The organism is Streptomyces gossypii, from assembly GCF_025165795.1.
GTDB classification, from domain to species: Bacteria; Actinomycetota; Actinomycetes; order Streptomycetales; family Streptomycetaceae; genus Streptomyces; species Streptomyces gossypii.
Window position 1 is genome coordinate 102,004 of sequence record NZ_JAJAGO010000008.1, and the last position, 18,513, is coordinate 120,516.

Below are 18,513 nucleotides of genomic sequence, written 5' to 3' on the forward strand. Positions count from 1 at the left end.
GCGACAGTCCAACTCGAGTCCAGCTTGCCGGACATCTCGTCCGGCCGACCCGCGTAGCCAATCTCGCATGACCGGCCCACCACCCGATGCGTACGGCGTCCGACGCGTACGGCACACAACCGGTTCGTACGGCGCGAGAAGGGCCCGCCCCGGACTCACGACGTCCGACCTTTCCAGGATCGAAATGGGATGGGCGCGTTTCCTCCACCGCACCATCCGAAGGAGTGAACATCAACCGGGAGTTGGCGTACAACTCGCGCCGGTGCCTTCACCGGGGCCCGGCGCTGGGCGGGTTGGAAATCCCGGCGAGCGCCTGGCAGTATGCCCGCCCGCAGCTTCAGGGAGCGTCCCCCATCGGCTCACCGAAGCGGCCGGCGGCACGCTGAGCCGCCGGCCAAGCCGCTGGTCCGACGGCTGGGCCGGTTGATTGTCCAGACCACTCGGCCGCCACCCGCCCTGACTCGGTGACTGCTGAGTGACCGGTCCGACGACGGCTCCGGCAGTATTGGGCCCATGCGGATCGAAATGGCGAGCGAGCCGGGCAACCCCCAGCGCCCCAACGAGGACTACACATCGGTGGCGCTACCCGCGTCAGGTGACGGCGGCACTCTCGTGGTGCTCGACGGGGTGACCCCGCCCCCGGACGAGGACGGCTGCGTGCACGGGGTGCCATGGTTCACGGCCCGGCTGGGCAGCGCGCTCCTCGAACTCTGCACCGCCCGCCGGGATCTGGCGCTTGCCGACTGTCTGGCCGGGGCCGTCTTCCGCACCGCCGAGACACACCGTCCGACCTGTGACCTTTCTCACCCGCGCACTCCGCAGGCGACGGTGGTCATCGCCCGCTGGAACGACAAGTGGGTCGAACACCTGGTGCTCTCGGACTCCACCCTGCTGCTGGAGCACTGGGACGGCTCGGTGACACCCGTGCTCGATCCCCGTCTGGACGAGCTGCCGCCCGAGGTGAGCGCCATGCGCCGCGAGGTCCGCGCGATGCCGCGCGGCTCCACCGAGCGCGCCACGGCCGGGGCGGCATACGCCCGCGCCGTGGAGGCGCTGCGCAACGCGCCCGACGGCGACGGCTTCTACACGGCGGCTGCCGATCCGGCGGTCGCCGCGCGGGCGGTCACGGGCAGCACACCGCGGCCCGAGGTCTCCGCGCTGGTCGGCCTCACCGACGGGGCGACCCGCTGGACCGAGACCTTCCATACGGGCGACTGGGCGGCGCTGGCCGCCCTCGTACGGAAGGAGGGCCCGCACGCACTGATCTCCCGGGTCCGCTCGTCCGAGGCCGCGGACCCGGGCTGCACGGCCTTCCCCCGCGGCAAGCGCCACGACGACGCGACGGCCGTACTGGCGGAGCTGGCTCCCCAGGGTCTTTGAAGATCACGGGAGCGGGGCTCTCTCCTCCTCGCCGCCCGCGAGGCTGTTGAGGCGGTGCAGCAGGCGGGCGAGTTCGGCGATCTCTCCCCGCTCCCAGGCCGCCAGCTTGCGGCGGTACTCGGCGCGCCGGGCACTGCGTACGCGGGTGAAACGGGTACGGCCCACCTCCGCCAGCTCGACGAGCGAGGCGCGCCCGTCGGCCGGGTCCCTGGTGCGGGATACGAGGCCGAGCCGTTCCAGGGCGGACAGCTGGCGGCTCATCGTGGCCTTGCCCACGCCGAAGTAGGCGGCCAGGTCGGTCGCCCGCTGCGGCCCGGCGTCCTCGAGCCGTACGAGCAGGCCATAGGCGGCAGGCTCCAGATCCGGGTGGACCTCGCGGGCCATCTCGCCCGAGGAGGCACGGGCACGCCGCAGGAACACCGTCAACTCGCGTTCGAGGTCGAGATACTCCGGTCCGTAGGAACCGCCCTCCCCGGGACCGCTCTCCCCCGAGCGGGGGAAGGCCCTCTCCGCTCCGCGGGTCACACCACTGCGTGGGCTGTTCGGCGCGTCGTCCTCGGTTACGGGCTCGTGCACGTCAGCACCCCCTCCGGCTTTCTCCAGCATGAAAGTTTCTGCCAGCGCTCGCGATCGTCGCAGCTAGGCCAGTATTTCGCAGGAGTAGACCAACGGCGGCGCCCGGTCCCCTTCCGCTGGGCGTGTCTACGCGCGTATCTTCGCCCTGACATGCTCACACCAGGTCAAGAACACAAGAGAATACGGCACACGTAGAGGAATGTGTTCGCGGACGAGCATGCCGAGGCGACGACCCCCCACGGTCCCCCCCACCCCACTGAGATCTCCGGAGGCAGCGATGCCCAGCTACAGATCCGGTACCACCCCCCGTCTGCGCTCAACAGCGACCGCGGCCGCACTTCTCCTCTCCGCGCTCGCGCTCGTCCTCGCCCTCCCGGGCGCCGCATCAGCCGCCCCGGGCGAGGGCGACAAGGGCCCGGTCAAGCGCGGTGACGCGTACATGGGTATGACCGTCGAGGAGAACGAGGGCGGCGAACCGTACAGCGGACCGCCGCAGAGCCTCGCGGCGACCGTGGAAGGGGTCGACGTCGCCAGTCACCAGGGCAACGTCAACTGGAGCAGTCTCTGGAACAGCGGGGTCCGCTGGGCCTACGCCAAGGCCACCGAGGGCACCTACTACGAGAACCCCTACTTCGCCCAGCAGTACAACGGCTCGTACAACGTCGGCATGATCCGCGGCGCGTACCACTTCGCGAACCCGAGCGACTCCAGCGGCGCGGCCCAGGCCAACTTCTTCGCCAGCAACGGCGGCGGCTGGTCCAAGGACGGCAAGACCCTGCCGGGCGTGCTGGACATCGAGTACAACCCGTACGGAGCCACCTGCTACGGCAAGAGCGACGCCGCGATGGTCAGCTGGATCCGCGACTTCACCACCACCTACAAGGCCCGCACCGGCCGGGACGCGGTGATCTACACCACGACCAACTGGTGGAGCCAGTGCACCGGGAACAACAGCAGCTTCGGCAACACCAACCCGCTGTGGATCGCCCGCTACGCGTCCTCCCCGGGGACACTGCCGAACGGCTGGGGCTTCCACACCTTCTGGCAGTACACCTCCACCGGACCGATCGTCGGTGACCACAACGTCTTCAACGGCTCCTACGACCGGCTGAAGGTCCTCGCCAACAACGGCTGACCGGGCAGAGCCTGCCCGCCTGTCATCCACGGACCAGGAGTGGTCCCCTCCACCAGGGCGGGAGGGGACCACTCCTCTGTGCGCGTCCTGCGGCGTGCAGCCCCGCGGGAGGAGGACACGCCCCCTCGGGTACCTGACTGGGCGGGCGACGGTTCGGCACCATGGGGCCATGGAGGACGAGCTCACTGATGAGACAGGCGACGCGCTCCGTGATGAGGAGCGGGAAGTCGACTGGGACGACGAAGAGTCCTACGGCTGGGGCGACCACTGACGGTCCCCGGAGCACCGCACGCAGCGCGGTCCCCTCCCGCCGGGCGGGAGAGGACCGGACCCTCAGGCACGCTCACTGCGCTCAGGCCGCCACCGGGACCTCCGAGGACGCGGGCGTGAGCGCCAGCTCCAGCACCCGCCGTACGTCGGAGACCGCGTGGACGTCGAGCCCGGCCAGCACGTCCGCCGGGACGTCGTCCAGATCCGGCTCGTTCCGCTTGGGAATGATCACGGTGGTCACTCCGCCACGGTGTGCCGCGAGCAGCTTCTGCTTCACTCCGCCGACCGGCAGTACCCGCCCGGTCAGCGAGACCTCGCCGGTCATCGCCACATCCGTGCGCACCTGCCGCCCGCTCAGCAGCGAGGCCAGAGCGGCCGTCATGGTCACACCCGCGCTCGGACCGTCCTTGGGCACCGCGCCCGCCGGTACGTGCAGGTGGACCCCACGCTCCTTCAGGTCCGCGACCGGCAGCTCCAGTTCGGCACCGCGCGAGCGCAGGTAGGAGAGCGCGATGTGCGCGGACTCCTTCATGACGTCCCCCAGCTGGCCGGTCAGCGTGAGCCCGCTGCCGCCCGTCTCCGGATCGGCCAGCGACGCCTCCACGAACAGCACGTCACCGCCTGCCCCCGTGACCGCCAGCCCGGTGGCGACACCCGGCACGGCGGTACGCCGCTCCGCCGGATCCTGAGCCGACTCGGGGGTGTGGTGCGGGCGGCCGATGAGCCTGCGCAGCGCGTCCGGATCCACCGTGAACGGCAGCTCGCGCTCGCCCAGCTCGTGCTCGGCGGCCACCTTGCGCAGCACCCGGGCGACTGCCCGCTCCAGGTTCCGTACGCCCGCCTCGCGGGTGTACTCGCCCGCCAGCTTGCGCAGTGCGGCGTCGTCCAGGGTCACCTCGTCGGAGCCCAGCCCGGCGCGCTCCAGCTGGCGCTCCAGCAGGTGGTCGCGGGCGATGGTCACCTTCTCGTCCTCGGTGTAGCCGTCGAGCTGGACGACCTCCATCCGGTCGAGCAGCGCCTCCGGGATCGCCTCCATGACGTTGGCCGTGGCCAGGAAGACCACGTCGGAAAGGTCGAGCTCGACCTCCAGGTAGTGGTCACGGAAGGTGTGGTTCTGGGCCGGGTCCAGCACTTCGAGCAGGCCCGAGGCGGGGTCGCCCCGGAAGTCGGAGCCGAGCTTGTCGATCTCGTCCAGCAGCACGACCGGATTCATCGAACCGGCTTCCTTGATCGCCCGTACGATCCGGCCCGGCAGCGCCCCGACGTAGGTACGCCGGTGGCCGCGGATCTCCGCCTCGTCCCGGACGCCGCCGAGCGCGACCCGGACGAACTTCCGCCCCATCGAGCGGGCGACGGATTCTCCGAGTGAGGTCTTTCCGACGCCGGGCGGGCCCACGAGTGCCAGCACCGCGCCGCCGCGACGGCCACCGATCACTCCGAGACCGCGGTCGGCGCGCCGCTTGCGCACCGCCAGGTACTCGGTGATCCGCTCCTTCACGTCCTCCAGCCCGGCGTGGTCGGCGTCCAGTACGCCCTTGGCGCCCGCGATGTCGTAGGCGTCGTCAGTGCGTTCGTTCCACGGCATCTCCAGCACCGTGTCCAGCCAGGTGCGGATCCAGCTGCCCTCCGGGCTCTGGTCGGAGGACCGCTCCAGCTTGTCGACCTCCTTGAGGGCCGCCTTGCGCACCTCGTCGGGCAGCGCCGCCGCCTCGACGCGGGCCCGGTAGTCCTCGCCCTCGTCCTCAGGGTCGCCGTTCAGCTCGGACAGCTCCCTGCGCACGGCCTCCAGCTGGCGCCGCAGCAGGAACTCACGCTGCTGCTTGTCCACGCCTTCCTGGACGTCCTTGGCGATCGACTCGGCGACCTCCTGCTCCGCGAGGTGCTCGCGCAGCGACTCGACGGCGAACCGCAGCCGCTCGACAGGATCGGTCGTCTCCAGCAGGCGCACCTTCTGGGTGAGGGAGAGGAAGGGTGAATACCCGGCGTTGTCGGCGAGCTGCGCGACATCGTCCATCTGCTGGACGCGGTCCACGACCTCCCAGGCGCCGCGCTTGCGCAGCCAGCTGGTGGCGAGGGCCTTGTACTCCTTGACGAGCTCGGCCACCACGCCGGGAGCCTCGGACTGCTGCCGGTCCGCGGAACCCGCGCCGGGCTCCGCCCCTTCGGTCACCTCGCTGCCCTCCACCCACAGCGCGGCACCGGGACCGGTCGTACCGGAGCCGATGCGGACCCTGCGCAGGCCGCGGATCAGCGCGCCGGGGTCGCCGTCGGCGAGGCGCCCCACCTGCTCGACCCGGCCGAGGACGCCGATGCCCGCGTAGCTGCCGTCGACCCGGGGCACCAGCAGCACCTCGGGCTTCTTCCCCTCGGATGCGGCGGCCTGCGCGGCCTCCACGGCGGCGCGGACCTCGGCGTCGGACAAGTCGAGGGGCACCACCATGCCCGGCAGCACCACCTCGTCGTCGAGGGGCAGCACCGGCAGGGTGAGCGAGTTGGACGTCGAAGCCATGATCTCTCCCTAGGCAGGTAAGTTGAGCTGTATCGACTCAATGCCGGGGAGCCGCCAAATGTTCCCCGCCGGCCCGGAGAGGGTTGTTCGCTTACAGCGATCAGGCATAATCCCGGCATGCCGCCCCTCCCGGGGCCCTCCCGGCCTCTCACTCGGCGCACCGTGGCCGCCGCTCTGCTGCTGGGCGGCGGCGTCGCAGCCTGCTCGGAGGGCGGTGCGGCAGCGGGGCCGACGGCCGGAGGCTCCGACGCAGCCCCCACCAGGGGATCGCCGTCCACCGGATCGCCCCCCGTACAACCCCCAAAGGCGCGGTCTTCATCCCCGGATGCCGCGCCAGATGCCTCACCGAATGCGGCGGAGCTGGTATCGCTGCAGATCAGCGGCGGCTACGCGGGGGTCGACCGGAGGATCCACGTCCGGACGGACGGCAGGTACACGGCCACCGAGCGCGGCAGTCAGGGCACGGCAGAGGGCCGCAAGGGCCGGCTGACGGACGCGCGGCTGGCCCGGCTGCGCGACCTGCTGCGAGACGCGCGCCTCCACCGGCGGTCACCGCAGGCGGTGGATCCCAGCCTGCGCGACCAGTTCCGCTACCGCATCACCTACGGTGATCATGTCGTCGTCACCGATCTGTCCGACCCGGTGAAACCGCTGGCCGAGGCGATCGGCCTGCTGGAGCAGGCGATCGGAGACTAGTGCCGCTCCCGGCTCCGGCCGGAAAGCAGGGGAGAAGATGAACGCGCCCGAGGAGACCGTCGTACTCGACCGCCGGGAGGGCCCGCACGGCGAGGTGGTCCTGCGCCGTCAGGGCGCGCTCCTGCAGATCATCGCCAACGGCTGCTTCCTGATGGACACCTCGGACGGACGCTCCGAGCGGCTGCTCGTACGGGCGGCACTCGCCGAATGGTCCGCGGGCGACGGCGCGGCCGGGCGAGGCGGGCGCCCGAGCCTGCTGATCGGCGGGCTCGGCGTCGGGTTCTCGCTGTGCGAGGCGGCCTCCGAGCCGCGCTGGGGGCGGATCGCCGTCGTGGAGCGCGAGGAGGCGGTCATCGACTGGCACCGGACGGGGCCGCTCGCGGCGTTCTCGGCCCGCGCCCTGGCGGACGAGCGCTGCACCCTCGTGCACGCCGACCTCGTTGCGTACCTGCACGGACACGGCACGGCCGGGCACTTCGACGTGCTCTGTCTCGACATCGACAACGGACCGGACTGGACGGTCACGGACGGTAATGGTTCCCTCTACTCCCCCGCCGGACTGGCCGCCTGCCGGGCCCGGCTCGCTCCGGGCGGCGTTCTCGCCGTCTGGTCGGCTCAGCGTTCCGCCGCGTTCGCGGAGAGATTGCGGAATGCCGGATTCAGTCGGGTCCGTACGGAAGAGATCCCAGTCGTCCGTGGCGTCCCCGACGTGGTGCACCTCGCGACGATACCGGCGTAGCCGCAGCCCACACGGGGCCCTTACGCTGCTGCCAGTACGCAACACTTCAATGCCACGGGGCGACGCAGGGGCGGCACCGAATGGATCAGACCAACAACTCATCGACGCACGGTGGTCACGCCGGAGCGACCACCCCTGGTGCCCAGCGCCGCGTCCTGGTCGTCGAGGACGATCCGACGATCGTGGACGCCATCGCGGCACGGCTGCGTGCCGAGGGGTTCCAGGTGCAGACTGCGGGTGACGGACCCGCCGCAGTGGAGACGGCCGAGGTGTGGCAGCCGGATCTTCTGATCCTCGACGTCATGCTGCCCGGCTTCGACGGACTCGAGGTGTGCCGCCGGGTGCAGGCGCAGCGTCCGTTGCCGGTGCTCATGCTCACCGCGCGTGACGACGAGACCGATATGCTGGTCGGACTGGGAGTCGGCGCGGACGACTACATGACGAAGCCGTTCTCCATGCGGGAGCTGACCGCCCGGGTGCATGTGCTGCTGCGCCGGGTGGAGCGGGCGACCCTCGCCGCGCACACCCCGCGCAGCGGGACGCTGCGGCTGGGCGAACTGGAGATCGACCACGCCCAGCGCCGGGTCCGGGTGTCGGGAATCGACGTGCATCTCACCCCGACCGAGTTCGATCTGCTGGTCTGTCTCGCGCACTCGCCCCGCGCCGTGCTCTCCCGGGAGCAGCTGCTGGCCGAGGTGTGGGACTGGGCGGACGCCTCGGGTACCCGCACCGTCGACAGCCATATCAAGGCGCTGCGGCGGAAGATCGGCGCGGAGCGCATCCGTACGGTGCACGGGGTGGGGTACGCGCTGGAGACGCCCGCTCCGGTCGGTCCCGTGGCCCCGGCGTCATCGGCGTCCGTGGCGCCTGCGGCATCGTCCACGGCCGACGGAGCGTGACCTGAGGTGACCGGTCGCGCTCCGCGCCTGCACGGCGCCTGGAGCCGGTTCTGGGCGCAGACCTGGGAGGGTCTGCGCCCGCTGGATCCGTACCGCTCGGTCAAGGCGGCCCTCGGGGCGCTGGTGATCGTCTCGGTCGTGATCACGACGCTGCTGGCGCTCTTCGCGGTCCACTCGGAGACCGAGCTGCGGGTGATCACGATCCTGTCGATCATCGTCTCGCTGCTGATCACCCAGTTCGTCGCCCAGTCGCTCACCGCACCGCTGGATGAGATGACCGACGCGGCCTGGGCGATGGCACAGGGTGACTACACCCGGCGGGTGCGCGGCGGGCGGCGGGACGAGTTCGGCGAGCTCGCCGTCACCTTCAACCGGATGGCCGCCGATCTGGAGGCCGTCGACCAGCACCGCAAGGAGCTGGTCGCCAATGTCTCGCACGAGCTGCGCACGCCGATCGCGGCGCTGCGGGCGGTGCTGGAGAACGTCGTCGACGGCGTCTCGCAGGCCGATCCGGAGACGATGCGGACGGCGCTCCACCAGACCCAGCGGCTGGGCAAGCTGGTGGAACACCTGCTCGACCTCTCCCGGCTGGACAGCGGGGTGGTGCCACTGCGCTCACGCAGCTTCGAGGTGTGGCCCTATCTGGCGGGCGTGCTCAAGGAAGCCAACATGAGCAAGGGGCAGGGGCACTCCCGCACGGACGTGCATCTGCATCTGGACGTCTCGCCCCCCGAGCTGACCGCGCACGCGGACGCCGAGCGGCTGCACCAGGTCGTCGCCAACCTGATCGACAACGCGGTCAAGCACAGCCCGCCGCACGGCCGGGTGACGGTGCGGGCACGCGGCGGCGGAGCGCCGCAGAGCCTGGAGGTCGAGGTGACGGACGAGGGTCCGGGCATCCCGGCCTCCGAGCGGGACCGGGTGTTCGAACGCTTCAGCCGCGCCACCGGAACGAGCGGCACGGGCGGCTCCCAGCAGGGCGATGGAGGCACGGGGCTGGGGCTGGCGATCGCCCGCTGGGCGGTGGACTTGCACGGGGGCCGGATACGGGTGGCCGAATCGCCCCGCGGCTGCCGGATCCAGGTCACTCTTCCGGGGGTAGCCCGGGTGGCAGGCTGACCGGCTCGGCCGCGGCACGGCTCCGGATCTGCGGGTACGGCACCCGGCGGTACCGAGCTGCGCAGGAACGATACGGGGACAGCGCGCGAACGACAGAGGTACGGTGCAGTGACGGCGGAGATCCCACGGGGTGCTGCGCCGGAGCCCGGCCTCGCTCTGCGCCAAACGGCCAGAACGTCGTGTGTTTCCCGCCAAATGCTGCCCTGAAACCAGGCTGCTGATGTGACTTGCGCGACGACGGGGCCGCCCGGACTGCACCGAGTGGCAATGAAGGCGTAGCCTTTACTTCCGCTGTCCACCATCTTTAGGAAGCGGAAGAGGGCGGTTGTCGCCGTGTCGTCACAGTCCCCCAATAGCTCGAGCATCTCGACCGAACAGGACGGTGAGGGGAAGAACCCCACCGCTGCGTTCGGCCCCAATGAGTGGCTCGTCGACGAGATCTATCAGCAGTACCTCCAGGACCCGAACTCGGTCGACCGAGCCTGGTGGGACTTCTTCGCCGATTACCAGCCAGGCCCCGCCGGGGGGAGTGCCAAGGGCGAAGGCCCCGGCCAAGAGGCACCTGGCAAGCCTGTCGACGACGCCACGGGCGGTGCCGGAGCAGCCGGGACCACCGCCCCGGCGGTAGCCGCACCGGCCCAGCCCCCCACGGGAGGCATCGCGGCTCCGGCCGCCGGCGCCCCGGGCGGTGCGCCCGCCCCGGGCGCCGCCGCACCGCAGGCGGCACCACCTGCCGCCCCGGCGAAGCCCGCAGCGAGCGCCCCCGCCGCTCCGAAGGCGCCGAGCACCCCGGGCGGCACTCCCGCCCCGGCCAAGCCCGCCACGGCCGCACCGGCGCCGAGTACGCCGAGCACCGCAGGCGGGACCGCCGCACCGGCCCAGCCGGCGGCAGGCGCTGCCGAGGAGGCCACCGGCCCTTCGTTCGTGCCGCTGCGCGGCCCCTCCGCCGCCGTGGCGAAGAACATGGCCGCCTCGCTGGCGCTGCCCACCGCGACGTCCGTGCGGGCGATCCCGGTGAAGCTGCTGATCGACAACCGCATCGTCATCAACAACCACCTCAAGCGCGCCCGTGGCGGCAAGGTGTCCTTCACGCACCTCATCGGCTACGCCATGGTGCAGGCGCTGAAGGCGATGCCCTCGATGAACCACTCGTTCACCGAGAAGGACGGCAAGCCCACCCTGGTCAAGCCGGACCACATCAACCTCGGGCTCGCCATCGACCTGGTCAAGCCGAACGGCGACCGCCAGCTCGTGGTGGCCGCGATCAAGAAGGCGGAGACGCTCTCCTTCTTCGAGTTCTGGCAGGCCTACGAGGACATCGTCCGCCGGGCCCGTGGCAACAAGCTCACGATGGACGACTTCAGCGGGGTCACCGCCTCGCTGACCAACCCCGGCGGCATCGGCACCGTCCACTCGGTGCCGCGCCTCATGCCCGGCCAGGGCCTGATCCTGGGCGTCGGCGCGATGGACTACCCGGCGGAGTTCCAGGGCACCTCGCAGGACACCCTGCACCGCCTCGGCATCTCCAAGGTCATGACGCTGACCAGCACCTACGACCACCGGGTGATCCAGGGCGCCGCCTCCGGCGAGTTCCTGCGGATCATGCACCAGATGCTCCTCGGCGAGAGCGACTTCTACGACGAGATCTTCGAGGCGCTGCGCATCCCGTACGAGCCGGTGCGCTGGCTCAAGGACATCGACGTCAGCCACGACAATGACGTCACCAAGGCCGCTCGGGTGTTCGACCTGATCCACTCCTACCGGGTTCGCGGCCATGTCATGGCCGACACCGACCCGCTGGAGTACAAGCAGCGCAAGCACCCCGACCTGGACATCAACGAACACGGCCTCACCCTGTGGGACTTGGAGCGCGAGTTCGCGGTCGGCGGCTTCGCGGGCCGTTCGATGGCCAAGCTGCGCGAGATCCTGGGCGTGCTGCGCGACTCGTACTGCCGCACCACCGGCATCGAGTACATGCACATCCAGAACCCCAAGGAACGCAAGTGGATCCAGGAACGCGTCGAGCGGCCGCACTCCTCCCCGGAGCGTGAGGAGCAGCTGCGGATCCTGCGCAGGCTCAACGCCGCAGAGGCGTTCGAGACGTTCCTGCAGACGAAGTACGTCGGTCAGAAGCGCTTCTCGCTGGAAGGCGGCGAGTCGGTCATCCCGCTGCTGGACGCGGTGATCGACGCCGCGGCCGAGGCGCGGCTGGACGAGACGGTCATCGGGATGGCGCACCGCGGCCGGCTCAACGTCCTGGCGAACATCGTGGGCAAGTCGTACGCCCAGATCTTCCGCGAGTTCGAGGGCAACCTCGACCCGAAGTCGATGCACGGCTCCGGCGACGTCAAGTACCACCTCGGCGCCGAGGGCACCTTCACCGGCCTGGACGGCGAGCAGATCAACGTCTCGCTCACCGCCAACCCCTCCCACCTGGAGGCGGCGGACCCGGTCGTCGAGGGCGTCGCCCGCGCGAAGCAGGACATCATCGGCAAGGGCGGCACGGACTTCACGGTGCTGCCGCTCCAGGTGCACGGCGACGCGGCCTTCGCGGGCCAGGGCGTGGTGGCCGAGACGCTGAACATGTCGCAGCTGCGCGGCTACCGCTGCGGCGGCACCGTGCACATCGTGATCAACAACCAGGTCGGCTTCACCGCGGCGCCCGAGTCGGCGCGCTCCTCGATGTACTGCACCGACGTGGCGCGGATGATCGAGGCGCCGATCTTCCATGTGAACGGTGACGACCCGGAGGCCGTCGTCCGCGTGGGACGCCTGGCCTTCGAGTACCGGCAGGCGTTCAACAAGGACGTGGTCATCGACCTCATCTGCTACCGCCGCCGCGGCCACAACGAGATGGACAACCCCAACTTCACCCAGCCGGTGATGTACAACCTGATCGACAAGAAGCGCTCGGTGCGCAAGCTCTACACCGAATCGCTGATCGGCCGGGGCGACATCACCATGGAGGAGGCGGAGCAGGCGCTCCAGGACTTCCAGGGGCAGCTGGAGAAGGTCTTCACCGAGGTGCGCGACGCGACGACGGCGCCGCCGCCGGCCGAGGCTCCGCACATCACCGCGGAGTTCCCGGTCCCGATGGAGACCGGCATCAGCCAGGAGGTCGTCAAGCGGATCGCCGAGTCCCAGGTCAACATCCCCGACCGGGTCAAGGTGCACCCCCGGCTGCTGCCGCAGCTCCAGCGGCGCGCGGCCCAGGTCGAGGACGGCACCATCGACTGGGCGACGGGCGAGATGCTCGCCTTCGGCTCCCTGGTCATGGAGGGCACCCCCGTCCGGCTGGCCGGTCAGGACTCCCGGCGCGGCACCTTCGGCCAGCGGCACGCGGTGCTGGTCGACGGCGACACCGGCGAGGACTACACCCCGCTGCTGTACCTCTCCCAGGACCAGGCCCGGTTCAACGTCTACGACTCGCTGCTGAGCGAGTACGCGGCGATGGGCTTCGAATACGGCTACTCGCTCGCCCGCCCCGAGGCGCTGGTGATGTGGGAGGCGCAGTTCGGTGACTTCGTCAACGGTGCGCAGACCGTGGTGGACGAGTTCATCAGCTCGGCCGAGCAGAAGTGGTCGCAGACCTCCGGGGTCACGCTGCTCCTGCCGCACGGCTACGAGGGCCAGGGCCCGGACCACTCCTCGGCCCGGATCGAGCGCTTCCTCCAGCTGTGCGCGCAGAACAACATGACGGTGGCGATGCCGTCCCTGCCGTCGAACTACTTCCATCTGCTGCGCTGGCAGGTGCACAACCCGCACCACCGGCCGCTCATCATCTTCACCCCGAAGTCGATGCTCCGGCTCAAGGCGGCGACGTCCACGGCGGAGGAGTTCACCAGCGGCGGCTTCCGTCCGGTCATCGGGGACGACACGGTCAACGCCGAGGATGTCCGCAAGGTCGTCTTCTGCACCGGCAAGGTCTACTACGACCTGGACGCCGAGCGGCAGAAGCGGGGCCTCAAGGACACCGCGCTCGTCCGCATCGAGCGGCTCTACCCGCTGCCGGGCAAGGAGATCCAGGAGACGCTGGCGCCGTACACCAAGGCCCAGAAGTACGTGTGGGCCCAGGAGGAGCCGGCCAACCAGGGCGCGTGGCCGTTCATCGCGCTCAACCTGGTCGACCACCTGGATCTGATCATCGGTGCGGCGCCGGACAACGCGGACCGGCTGCGCCGGGTCTCGCGCTCCTCGTCCTCCTCGCCGGCCGTCGGCTCCAGCAAGCGGCACGCGGAAGAGCAGCGGCAGCTGTGCGCGGAGGTCTTCGACCTCTGAGCCCGGCGCCGACCGCGAGCCGGTCGGCTGCCATCTGACGGAGAGGGCCCCCGCCGAATTCGGCGGGGGCCCTCTCCGTCGGTGCGTGGTGAAGTGCGGGCGTCAGCCCAGGTAGGGCTCGAAGTCCCAGTAGGGGCGCACCCGCTGGCGCGCGGAGAGCGCGTGCGGGTGCTGCGCGCCCAGCGTGCGGGCCAGCCGCTGCAGGGCGTCCTCCTCCAGCTTCCCCGCCTCCGCACCGTCGCGCAGCGCCCGCAGGTCCGCCGCGAGCGCGACCTGGCAGGAGAGGGTGAGCGGGTGGTCCTCGCCCATCACCTGCCGGGAGCGGCGCAGCGTGTCCCGGGACAGCTCGGCGGCCTCCTCCAGCCGCCCGGTGAAGTTCCGCCCGCCCGCGGCGTTCAGCGCGCAGCCGAGCGTCACCGGGTGGTCGTCGCCCAGGAGGGTGCGCAGCCCCGCCAGCGCCTGTTCGAACATGTTGAGCGCGCTGTCCCGAAGTCCCTCGGCCTGGAGGATGAGGCCCACGTTCGTCTGCATGCCGGTCGGCACGGGGTGCGCCTGGCCGAGCAGCCTGCGGTAGCCGTCCTCCGCCTCCGCGATCAAGTCCTTGGCCTGCCGGACGTCGCCGTACTGGCGCAGGTAGTTGCCGTAGTCCGTGAGCACCGCGAGGGTGCTGAAGTGACTCCGCCCGTTCGCCTGCTCCTGCTGCTCGAGCAGGCTGGCCAGCACCGTGCCGGTGTCCTGCTTCGCCGCTCCGGCGCGGCGCTCGCAGAGCACCAGGTTGTGGCGTGCCCAGAGCGTCATGGTGTGTTGCGCGCCGAGCACCTGCACATAGCGCCGCACACCCAGTTCCTGGCGCGCCAGCGCCTCCTGGTAGCGGCCCATCAGCCGCAGGTCGCGGGCGCAGGCGTTCGCCGAGCTGAGGGTGTGGGGGTGACGGGCACGCAGGAGGGTCTCGCGCCTGCGGAGGGTCTGGATGTCGGTCTCGTACGCCTCGGCGTAGTGGCCGATCAGCCGCAGACCGCCCGCCAGGTTGTGAGACGCGAGGAGAGTGGTCGACTCGTCCGGCCCGAACAGCTCCTCCGCGGTGGAGACGACCTCCCGCTGGAGCTGGAGTGCCTCCGCGTACTGACCCAGAAAGCGCTGGTCCGCGGCCAGACAGCTGGTGGCCGTCAGCAGCGCCTCCTCGTCGGCACCAGGCACCGCACGCAACCGCTCCAGCCGGGCACTGTCCAGCGCGTACGCCTCCCGGAAGCGTCCGCTGGCACGCAGGATGTTGCCCTGATGCGTGGTGAGGACGAGCATGGAGGGGTCGTCGGGCCCGGAGCTCTCGGACCACTGCTCCCTGATCCGCTCAGCGAGCTCGGCCCCGACCTGGTATTCGCCGCCGGTGTAGCAGTAGCGGAGGCAGTTGAGCAGCAGGGTCCGCACCCGCGTACCGGTGGAGGACAACGCCCCGGACGGGTCGAGATGCGGGAGGAGTTCGGCGTACCGGGGCCACGTCCTGCTGTCCTCGGGGCGGCGCGGATCGGCCTCGGCCAGCAGGCTGCGCACCACCTGCCGGTACATCTCCCGGTCGTCCCCCTGCGTCAGGTCCCCGACAATTCCGTGCACCAGCCGGTGCATGTGCACCGACTGCTCCTCGGGACCGGCCTCTCGCTTCGTCCCGGCACGGGAGTCCCAGCTCAGCACCGAGTAGTTGACCAGTGTCTCCATGGCACGGGTCCAAGCGGGGAGATCGGAGTTGATCCAGCGCAACCGCTCCGGAAGATCCTCCGTGGAGAGGCCGCGTGCCAGGCCCACCGGGATGCTGCCCGGAGCGAACGCGGAGCACAGGGTAAGGAGTTCAACCGCGTGGGGCTCGGACTTGCGCAGCCTGTTGATCAGTATCGACCAGGAGGTCAGCGAGGACTCCGAGTAATCGATGAGGTAGCGGCTGAGCGCCGCCGTGTCGCCGGGCCGGCTGGTGCCCCCGCGCACCATCCGCAGGTACTCGGCGGCCTCCATCCCCGACTCCCCCAGCAGCGCGGCCGCCTGGGCCATCTGGAGGGGAACGTCCTGGAACTCCGCGGCGACCTGATGAGCCTCCTCGGCGGAGACGTGCGGTGCGCGCCGCATCAGATAGGCGGTGGACTCCGCGCGCACGAATCCGGCGACCTCCACCACGGCCGTACTTGCACCCCAGGACCGGTTGCGCGAGGTGATCAGCACATGGCTGGTGCCGCCCCGGGGGAGAAAGTGGGCGGCTTCCTCACTCTCCTCCCAGCTGTCGAAGATGATCAGGCTGCGCTGGTACGGCTCGCCCCTGCGCAGTGCGTCCCGTACGACTCGAATCCGCTCGCCCGGTTCGGAGCTGCGGGTCAGATCAAGCTCGACGGCGAGTTCGCCGAAGCGCTCGCGCTGGGTGTTGCGCTGGTCGGAGTTGACCCACCACACGACGTCGTAGTCCGGGCTGAAGCGGTGAGCGTACTCCGCCGCGAGCTGTGTCTTGCCGATGCCGGACATGCCGACCAGCGCGCAGACGGACGCGCCTTCGGCAGCGTCGGTCAGCCGCTGCTGGATGGTGTTGAGCAAGTCGTCGCGTCCGGTGAACTGCCTGTTGCGGCGCGGCACGTCACCCCAGACGGCCACCGGGTCGTTGGGGTAGCGGGAGACCGGTCCAGCCATGGGCGCCGGTGACCGTGCCCCGGTGAGATCGAGCCGGGCCAGCAGCCGTCGCTCCGCCTCCTCCTCTCCGACACCCCACAGGTCTGCCGGTTCCAGTACGGCGGTAGCGGGCAGCAGGGTGCGGTTGGTGAGGTTCACTGCGGCGAAGCGCTCCGCACGCGAAGGCACGAAGTCGCGGAGAACCGTGTTCCACTCGGCCTCGCGGCGCGGGCCGAGCTGGAAGAACCAGTCGCTGAGCACCAGCAGCACCCGGCCGGGTGCGAGCAGGAGATCACCGAGTGCCTCGTCGAGGGGCTGGTCGCGGGACGGGTCCCACCGCTGCAGCGTGGCACGGCAGCCATAACTCTCAAGCCGCTGGGTCAGCCAACTGGCCCAGGAGCGGTGGTATCCAGGGAAGACCACCAGGACGCGTTCCGCCCGGTGCGGCGGAGCTGCGCTCGCACCCGGATGCCGCTCGTCGACCATGGGCGTGTCCTCCTCGTCGATCCAGGCGCGCCCCGCACTGCCCTGCGCGCTGCGGTTCCCATGTGGTGCCGCGTCAGAATTCCGGTGGCGCCGGAGTCGTGCGCGGCAGCGAGATTACCTTATGTCACGAGATGATGACTTGGGCTCGACGGCGGGTAGGGACTCGCTCCGATGCGCCCCCGGAACCGCGCGGGGGTGCCAGACTCGTGTGGTGGCGCCGCATGGCGCGGGTGAAAACCTCCCCCGCGAAAGTCAGCTCACCGGAACGCAACAGCAAGACGAGGGCCTCGTCCGTCTGTTCACGGTAGTGCGCGCAGCGGCGGCGGGCCACATCGCGCGCGGCGGGTGACGCTCCCGTGCGCTGGGCCATCCGGTACCAGAGGTCTGCCAGCGCCAGATGCGCGTATGTGCCCTGCAGTACGGCGCCGACCGGGCGCGGGTCGGGCCGCCAGCTCACCTGGTGCACCGCCGGACCTTCCGCCGGATGCAGCGGCACCAGGTCGGAGAGCACCGCGAGCTTGCTGTGCTGTACCTCATGCACCAGCACAGTGGCCATGTCATGTGCGGATTCGGGCAGTCCGGTGAGCACACTCCACGGGGCCGCGCGCAGTGTCGCGCTGACCACCGCGCCCGACTCCCGCTCCAGCGGCACCACCGAGCGCACAAGCGAAGCCACTTCTGTCCGGCGGCCCGGGTCGGCCGACCCCAGCAGCGCCAGAGCGGCCTGCCAGCGGGACCGCCATGCCCGCAGACGTCTGCTGCCAAGCCCGGAGCCGGACTCGGACTGCGCCGATCGGGCGGTGAGAGGGGGGCCGGCCCGGTGCGGATCCAGATCGTCGAGCAGCACAGAGCCACCGGGAAGCGTCCGGAGCCCGCGCCAGCCCGCCGCCGGGCCCTGGGCGCGCCGGCAAGGGGCGTCCGGAACGGTCCGGAGCACGACCCCGCCCCGCCCGCCGGAGGTCAGCCGGAGGCTGCGCGGCCCGGCGACCAGCCGCACTGACTCGGTACGCGCCTCGTACACGCCGATGCCGGGGAGCGTCAGCCGCCCACCCTGTGTGGGCAAGGTCATCCGGAAGCCGGCACCAGCGTGCAGGGCAACCGCGGCGGCGATCGCTCCGAAGCCGTCGAGGAATTCCCCGCGGGCGGAGATGTCCCGGACCGGGACGCTGAGCGCCTGGACGAGCCAGTTGCCGATGGAGGGGTAGGCGAGTGCCTCGCGGGCAGCTACCGGTGCCCGCGACTCCGCCCGCTCCAGTAGGCGCCAGTAGTCGTCCAGACGTTCACGCTTGGGGTGCGGCACGGAGTGCCGGTCCATCTGCGCCAGCAGTCCGCGCAGCAGCACCAGGCGTCGGCTGTGCTGCCCTGCGTGCAGAAGACGGTCGTCGGCCGCCTCGTACCGCGTGTCTGCCACGGAGGCCAGCATCGCAGAGCTGATCTCAAACGGGGCTGCGACGGCCGGCACCGATCCACTCCCCGAGACGAAATATGGCCCGATCACGTTGTTCGACGACTGCTTGCCGACACGGTAGGCACCGAGTGCCTTTCTTGATCGACCCCACCTTCGGTGGTTTCGCCCCCCTCCCACGATTCGGCGAACCGCTCCGGATGGCACAGCACCTCGTCGACCGCGGCCAGCAGCACCGGATCGTCCATCACCCGCAAGGCATGCAGGTCAACCCCTGTGAGGTCGGGCAGGTAGGGTGCTCCCGCCCGTTCACGGCCCGCCTCTGGGTACGGGCCCCGGACCTGCTTCGGCACACGCTTCTCCTCCCTGCCCCGCCCCTCG

Annotated in this window: 12 protein-coding genes; 7 read left to right on the top strand and 5 right to left on the bottom strand. The window is 70.6% G+C overall.

The features are described 5' to 3' along the window. Window positions 1–513: 513 nt before the first annotated feature. Window positions 514–1,380 carry a protein phosphatase 2C domain-containing protein gene (locus LHJ74_RS18210; protein ID WP_260219133.1) on the top strand — a complete coding sequence of 289 codons (867 nt, stop codon included), beginning with the start codon at window positions 514–516 and terminating at the stop codon, window positions 1,378–1,380. A gap of 3 nt (window positions 1,381–1,383) precedes the next feature. Here the strand turns inward: LHJ74_RS18210 and LHJ74_RS18215 are convergent, their stop codons facing one another. After that, on the bottom strand, window positions 1,384–1,806 hold the full coding sequence (locus LHJ74_RS18215; RefSeq protein WP_260219365.1) for a MarR family winged helix-turn-helix transcriptional regulator: 423 nt from the start codon (window positions 1,804–1,806) through the stop codon (window positions 1,384–1,386). Between the two features lie 427 nt (window positions 1,807–2,233). Here LHJ74_RS18215 and LHJ74_RS18220 point away from each other — a divergent pair, with 427 nt between their 5' ends. Further along, a complete protein-coding gene (locus LHJ74_RS18220) occupies window positions 2,234–3,091 on the top strand; it encodes a lysozyme (RefSeq protein ID WP_260219134.1) in 858 nt (285 codons plus the stop codon). Window positions 3,092–3,443: 352 nt separating this feature from the next. Here the strand turns inward: LHJ74_RS18220 and lon are convergent, their stop codons facing one another. Continuing rightward, a complete protein-coding gene (gene lon / locus LHJ74_RS18225) occupies window positions 3,444–5,870 on the bottom strand; it encodes an endopeptidase La (RefSeq protein WP_260219135.1) in 2,427 nt (808 codons plus the stop codon). A gap of 117 nt (window positions 5,871–5,987) precedes the next feature. Here lon and LHJ74_RS18230 point away from each other — a divergent pair, with 117 nt between their 5' ends. From LHJ74_RS18230 to LHJ74_RS18250, 5 genes are all read left to right on the top strand, one after another. After that, complete coding sequence (locus tag LHJ74_RS18230; RefSeq protein WP_260219136.1) at window positions 5,988–6,566, top strand: hypothetical protein; 579 nt, start codon at window positions 5,988–5,990, stop codon at window positions 6,564–6,566. Between the two features lie 37 nt (window positions 6,567–6,603). Beyond that, window positions 6,604–7,305, top strand: a complete 702-nt coding sequence (locus LHJ74_RS18235) for a spermidine synthase family protein (protein ID WP_260219137.1) — start codon at window positions 6,604–6,606, stop codon at window positions 7,303–7,305. A gap of 80 nt (window positions 7,306–7,385) precedes the next feature. Continuing rightward, on the top strand, window positions 7,386–8,204 hold the full coding sequence (locus LHJ74_RS18240; protein ID WP_260219138.1) for a response regulator transcription factor: 819 nt from the start codon (window positions 7,386–7,388) through the stop codon (window positions 8,202–8,204). A gap of 6 nt (window positions 8,205–8,210) precedes the next feature. Continuing rightward, a complete protein-coding gene (locus tag LHJ74_RS18245; protein WP_260219139.1) occupies window positions 8,211–9,323 on the top strand; it encodes a HAMP domain-containing sensor histidine kinase in 1,113 nt (370 codons plus the stop codon). Between the two features lie 333 nt (window positions 9,324–9,656). After that, window positions 9,657–13,601: a multifunctional oxoglutarate decarboxylase/oxoglutarate dehydrogenase thiamine pyrophosphate-binding subunit/dihydrolipoyllysine-residue succinyltransferase subunit gene (locus LHJ74_RS18250; protein WP_260219140.1), complete on the top strand. Its 3,945-nt coding sequence runs from the start codon at window positions 9,657–9,659 to the stop codon at window positions 13,599–13,601. A 102-nt stretch (window positions 13,602–13,703) separates the two neighbouring features. On the opposite strand, the gene fxsT is transcribed toward LHJ74_RS18250, so the two are convergent. From fxsT to LHJ74_RS18265, 3 genes are all read right to left on the bottom strand, one after another. Then, the gene (gene fxsT, locus LHJ74_RS18255) at window positions 13,704–16,727 is read right to left on the bottom strand and encodes an FxSxx-COOH system tetratricopeptide repeat protein (RefSeq protein WP_260219141.1); all 3,024 of its coding nucleotides are present in this window, start codon (window positions 16,725–16,727) and stop codon (window positions 13,704–13,706) included. 124 nt (window positions 16,728–16,851) lie between these two features. After that, on the bottom strand, window positions 16,852–18,138 hold the full coding sequence (locus LHJ74_RS18260) for an aKG-HExxH-type peptide beta-hydroxylase (protein WP_260219142.1): 1,287 nt from the start codon (window positions 18,136–18,138) through the stop codon (window positions 16,852–16,854). A gap of 83 nt (window positions 18,139–18,221) precedes the next feature. Continuing rightward, on the bottom strand, window positions 18,222–18,485 hold the full coding sequence (locus tag LHJ74_RS18265) for a hypothetical protein (RefSeq protein WP_260219143.1): 264 nt from the start codon (window positions 18,483–18,485) through the stop codon (window positions 18,222–18,224). Window positions 18,486–18,513 lie beyond the last annotated feature (28 nt).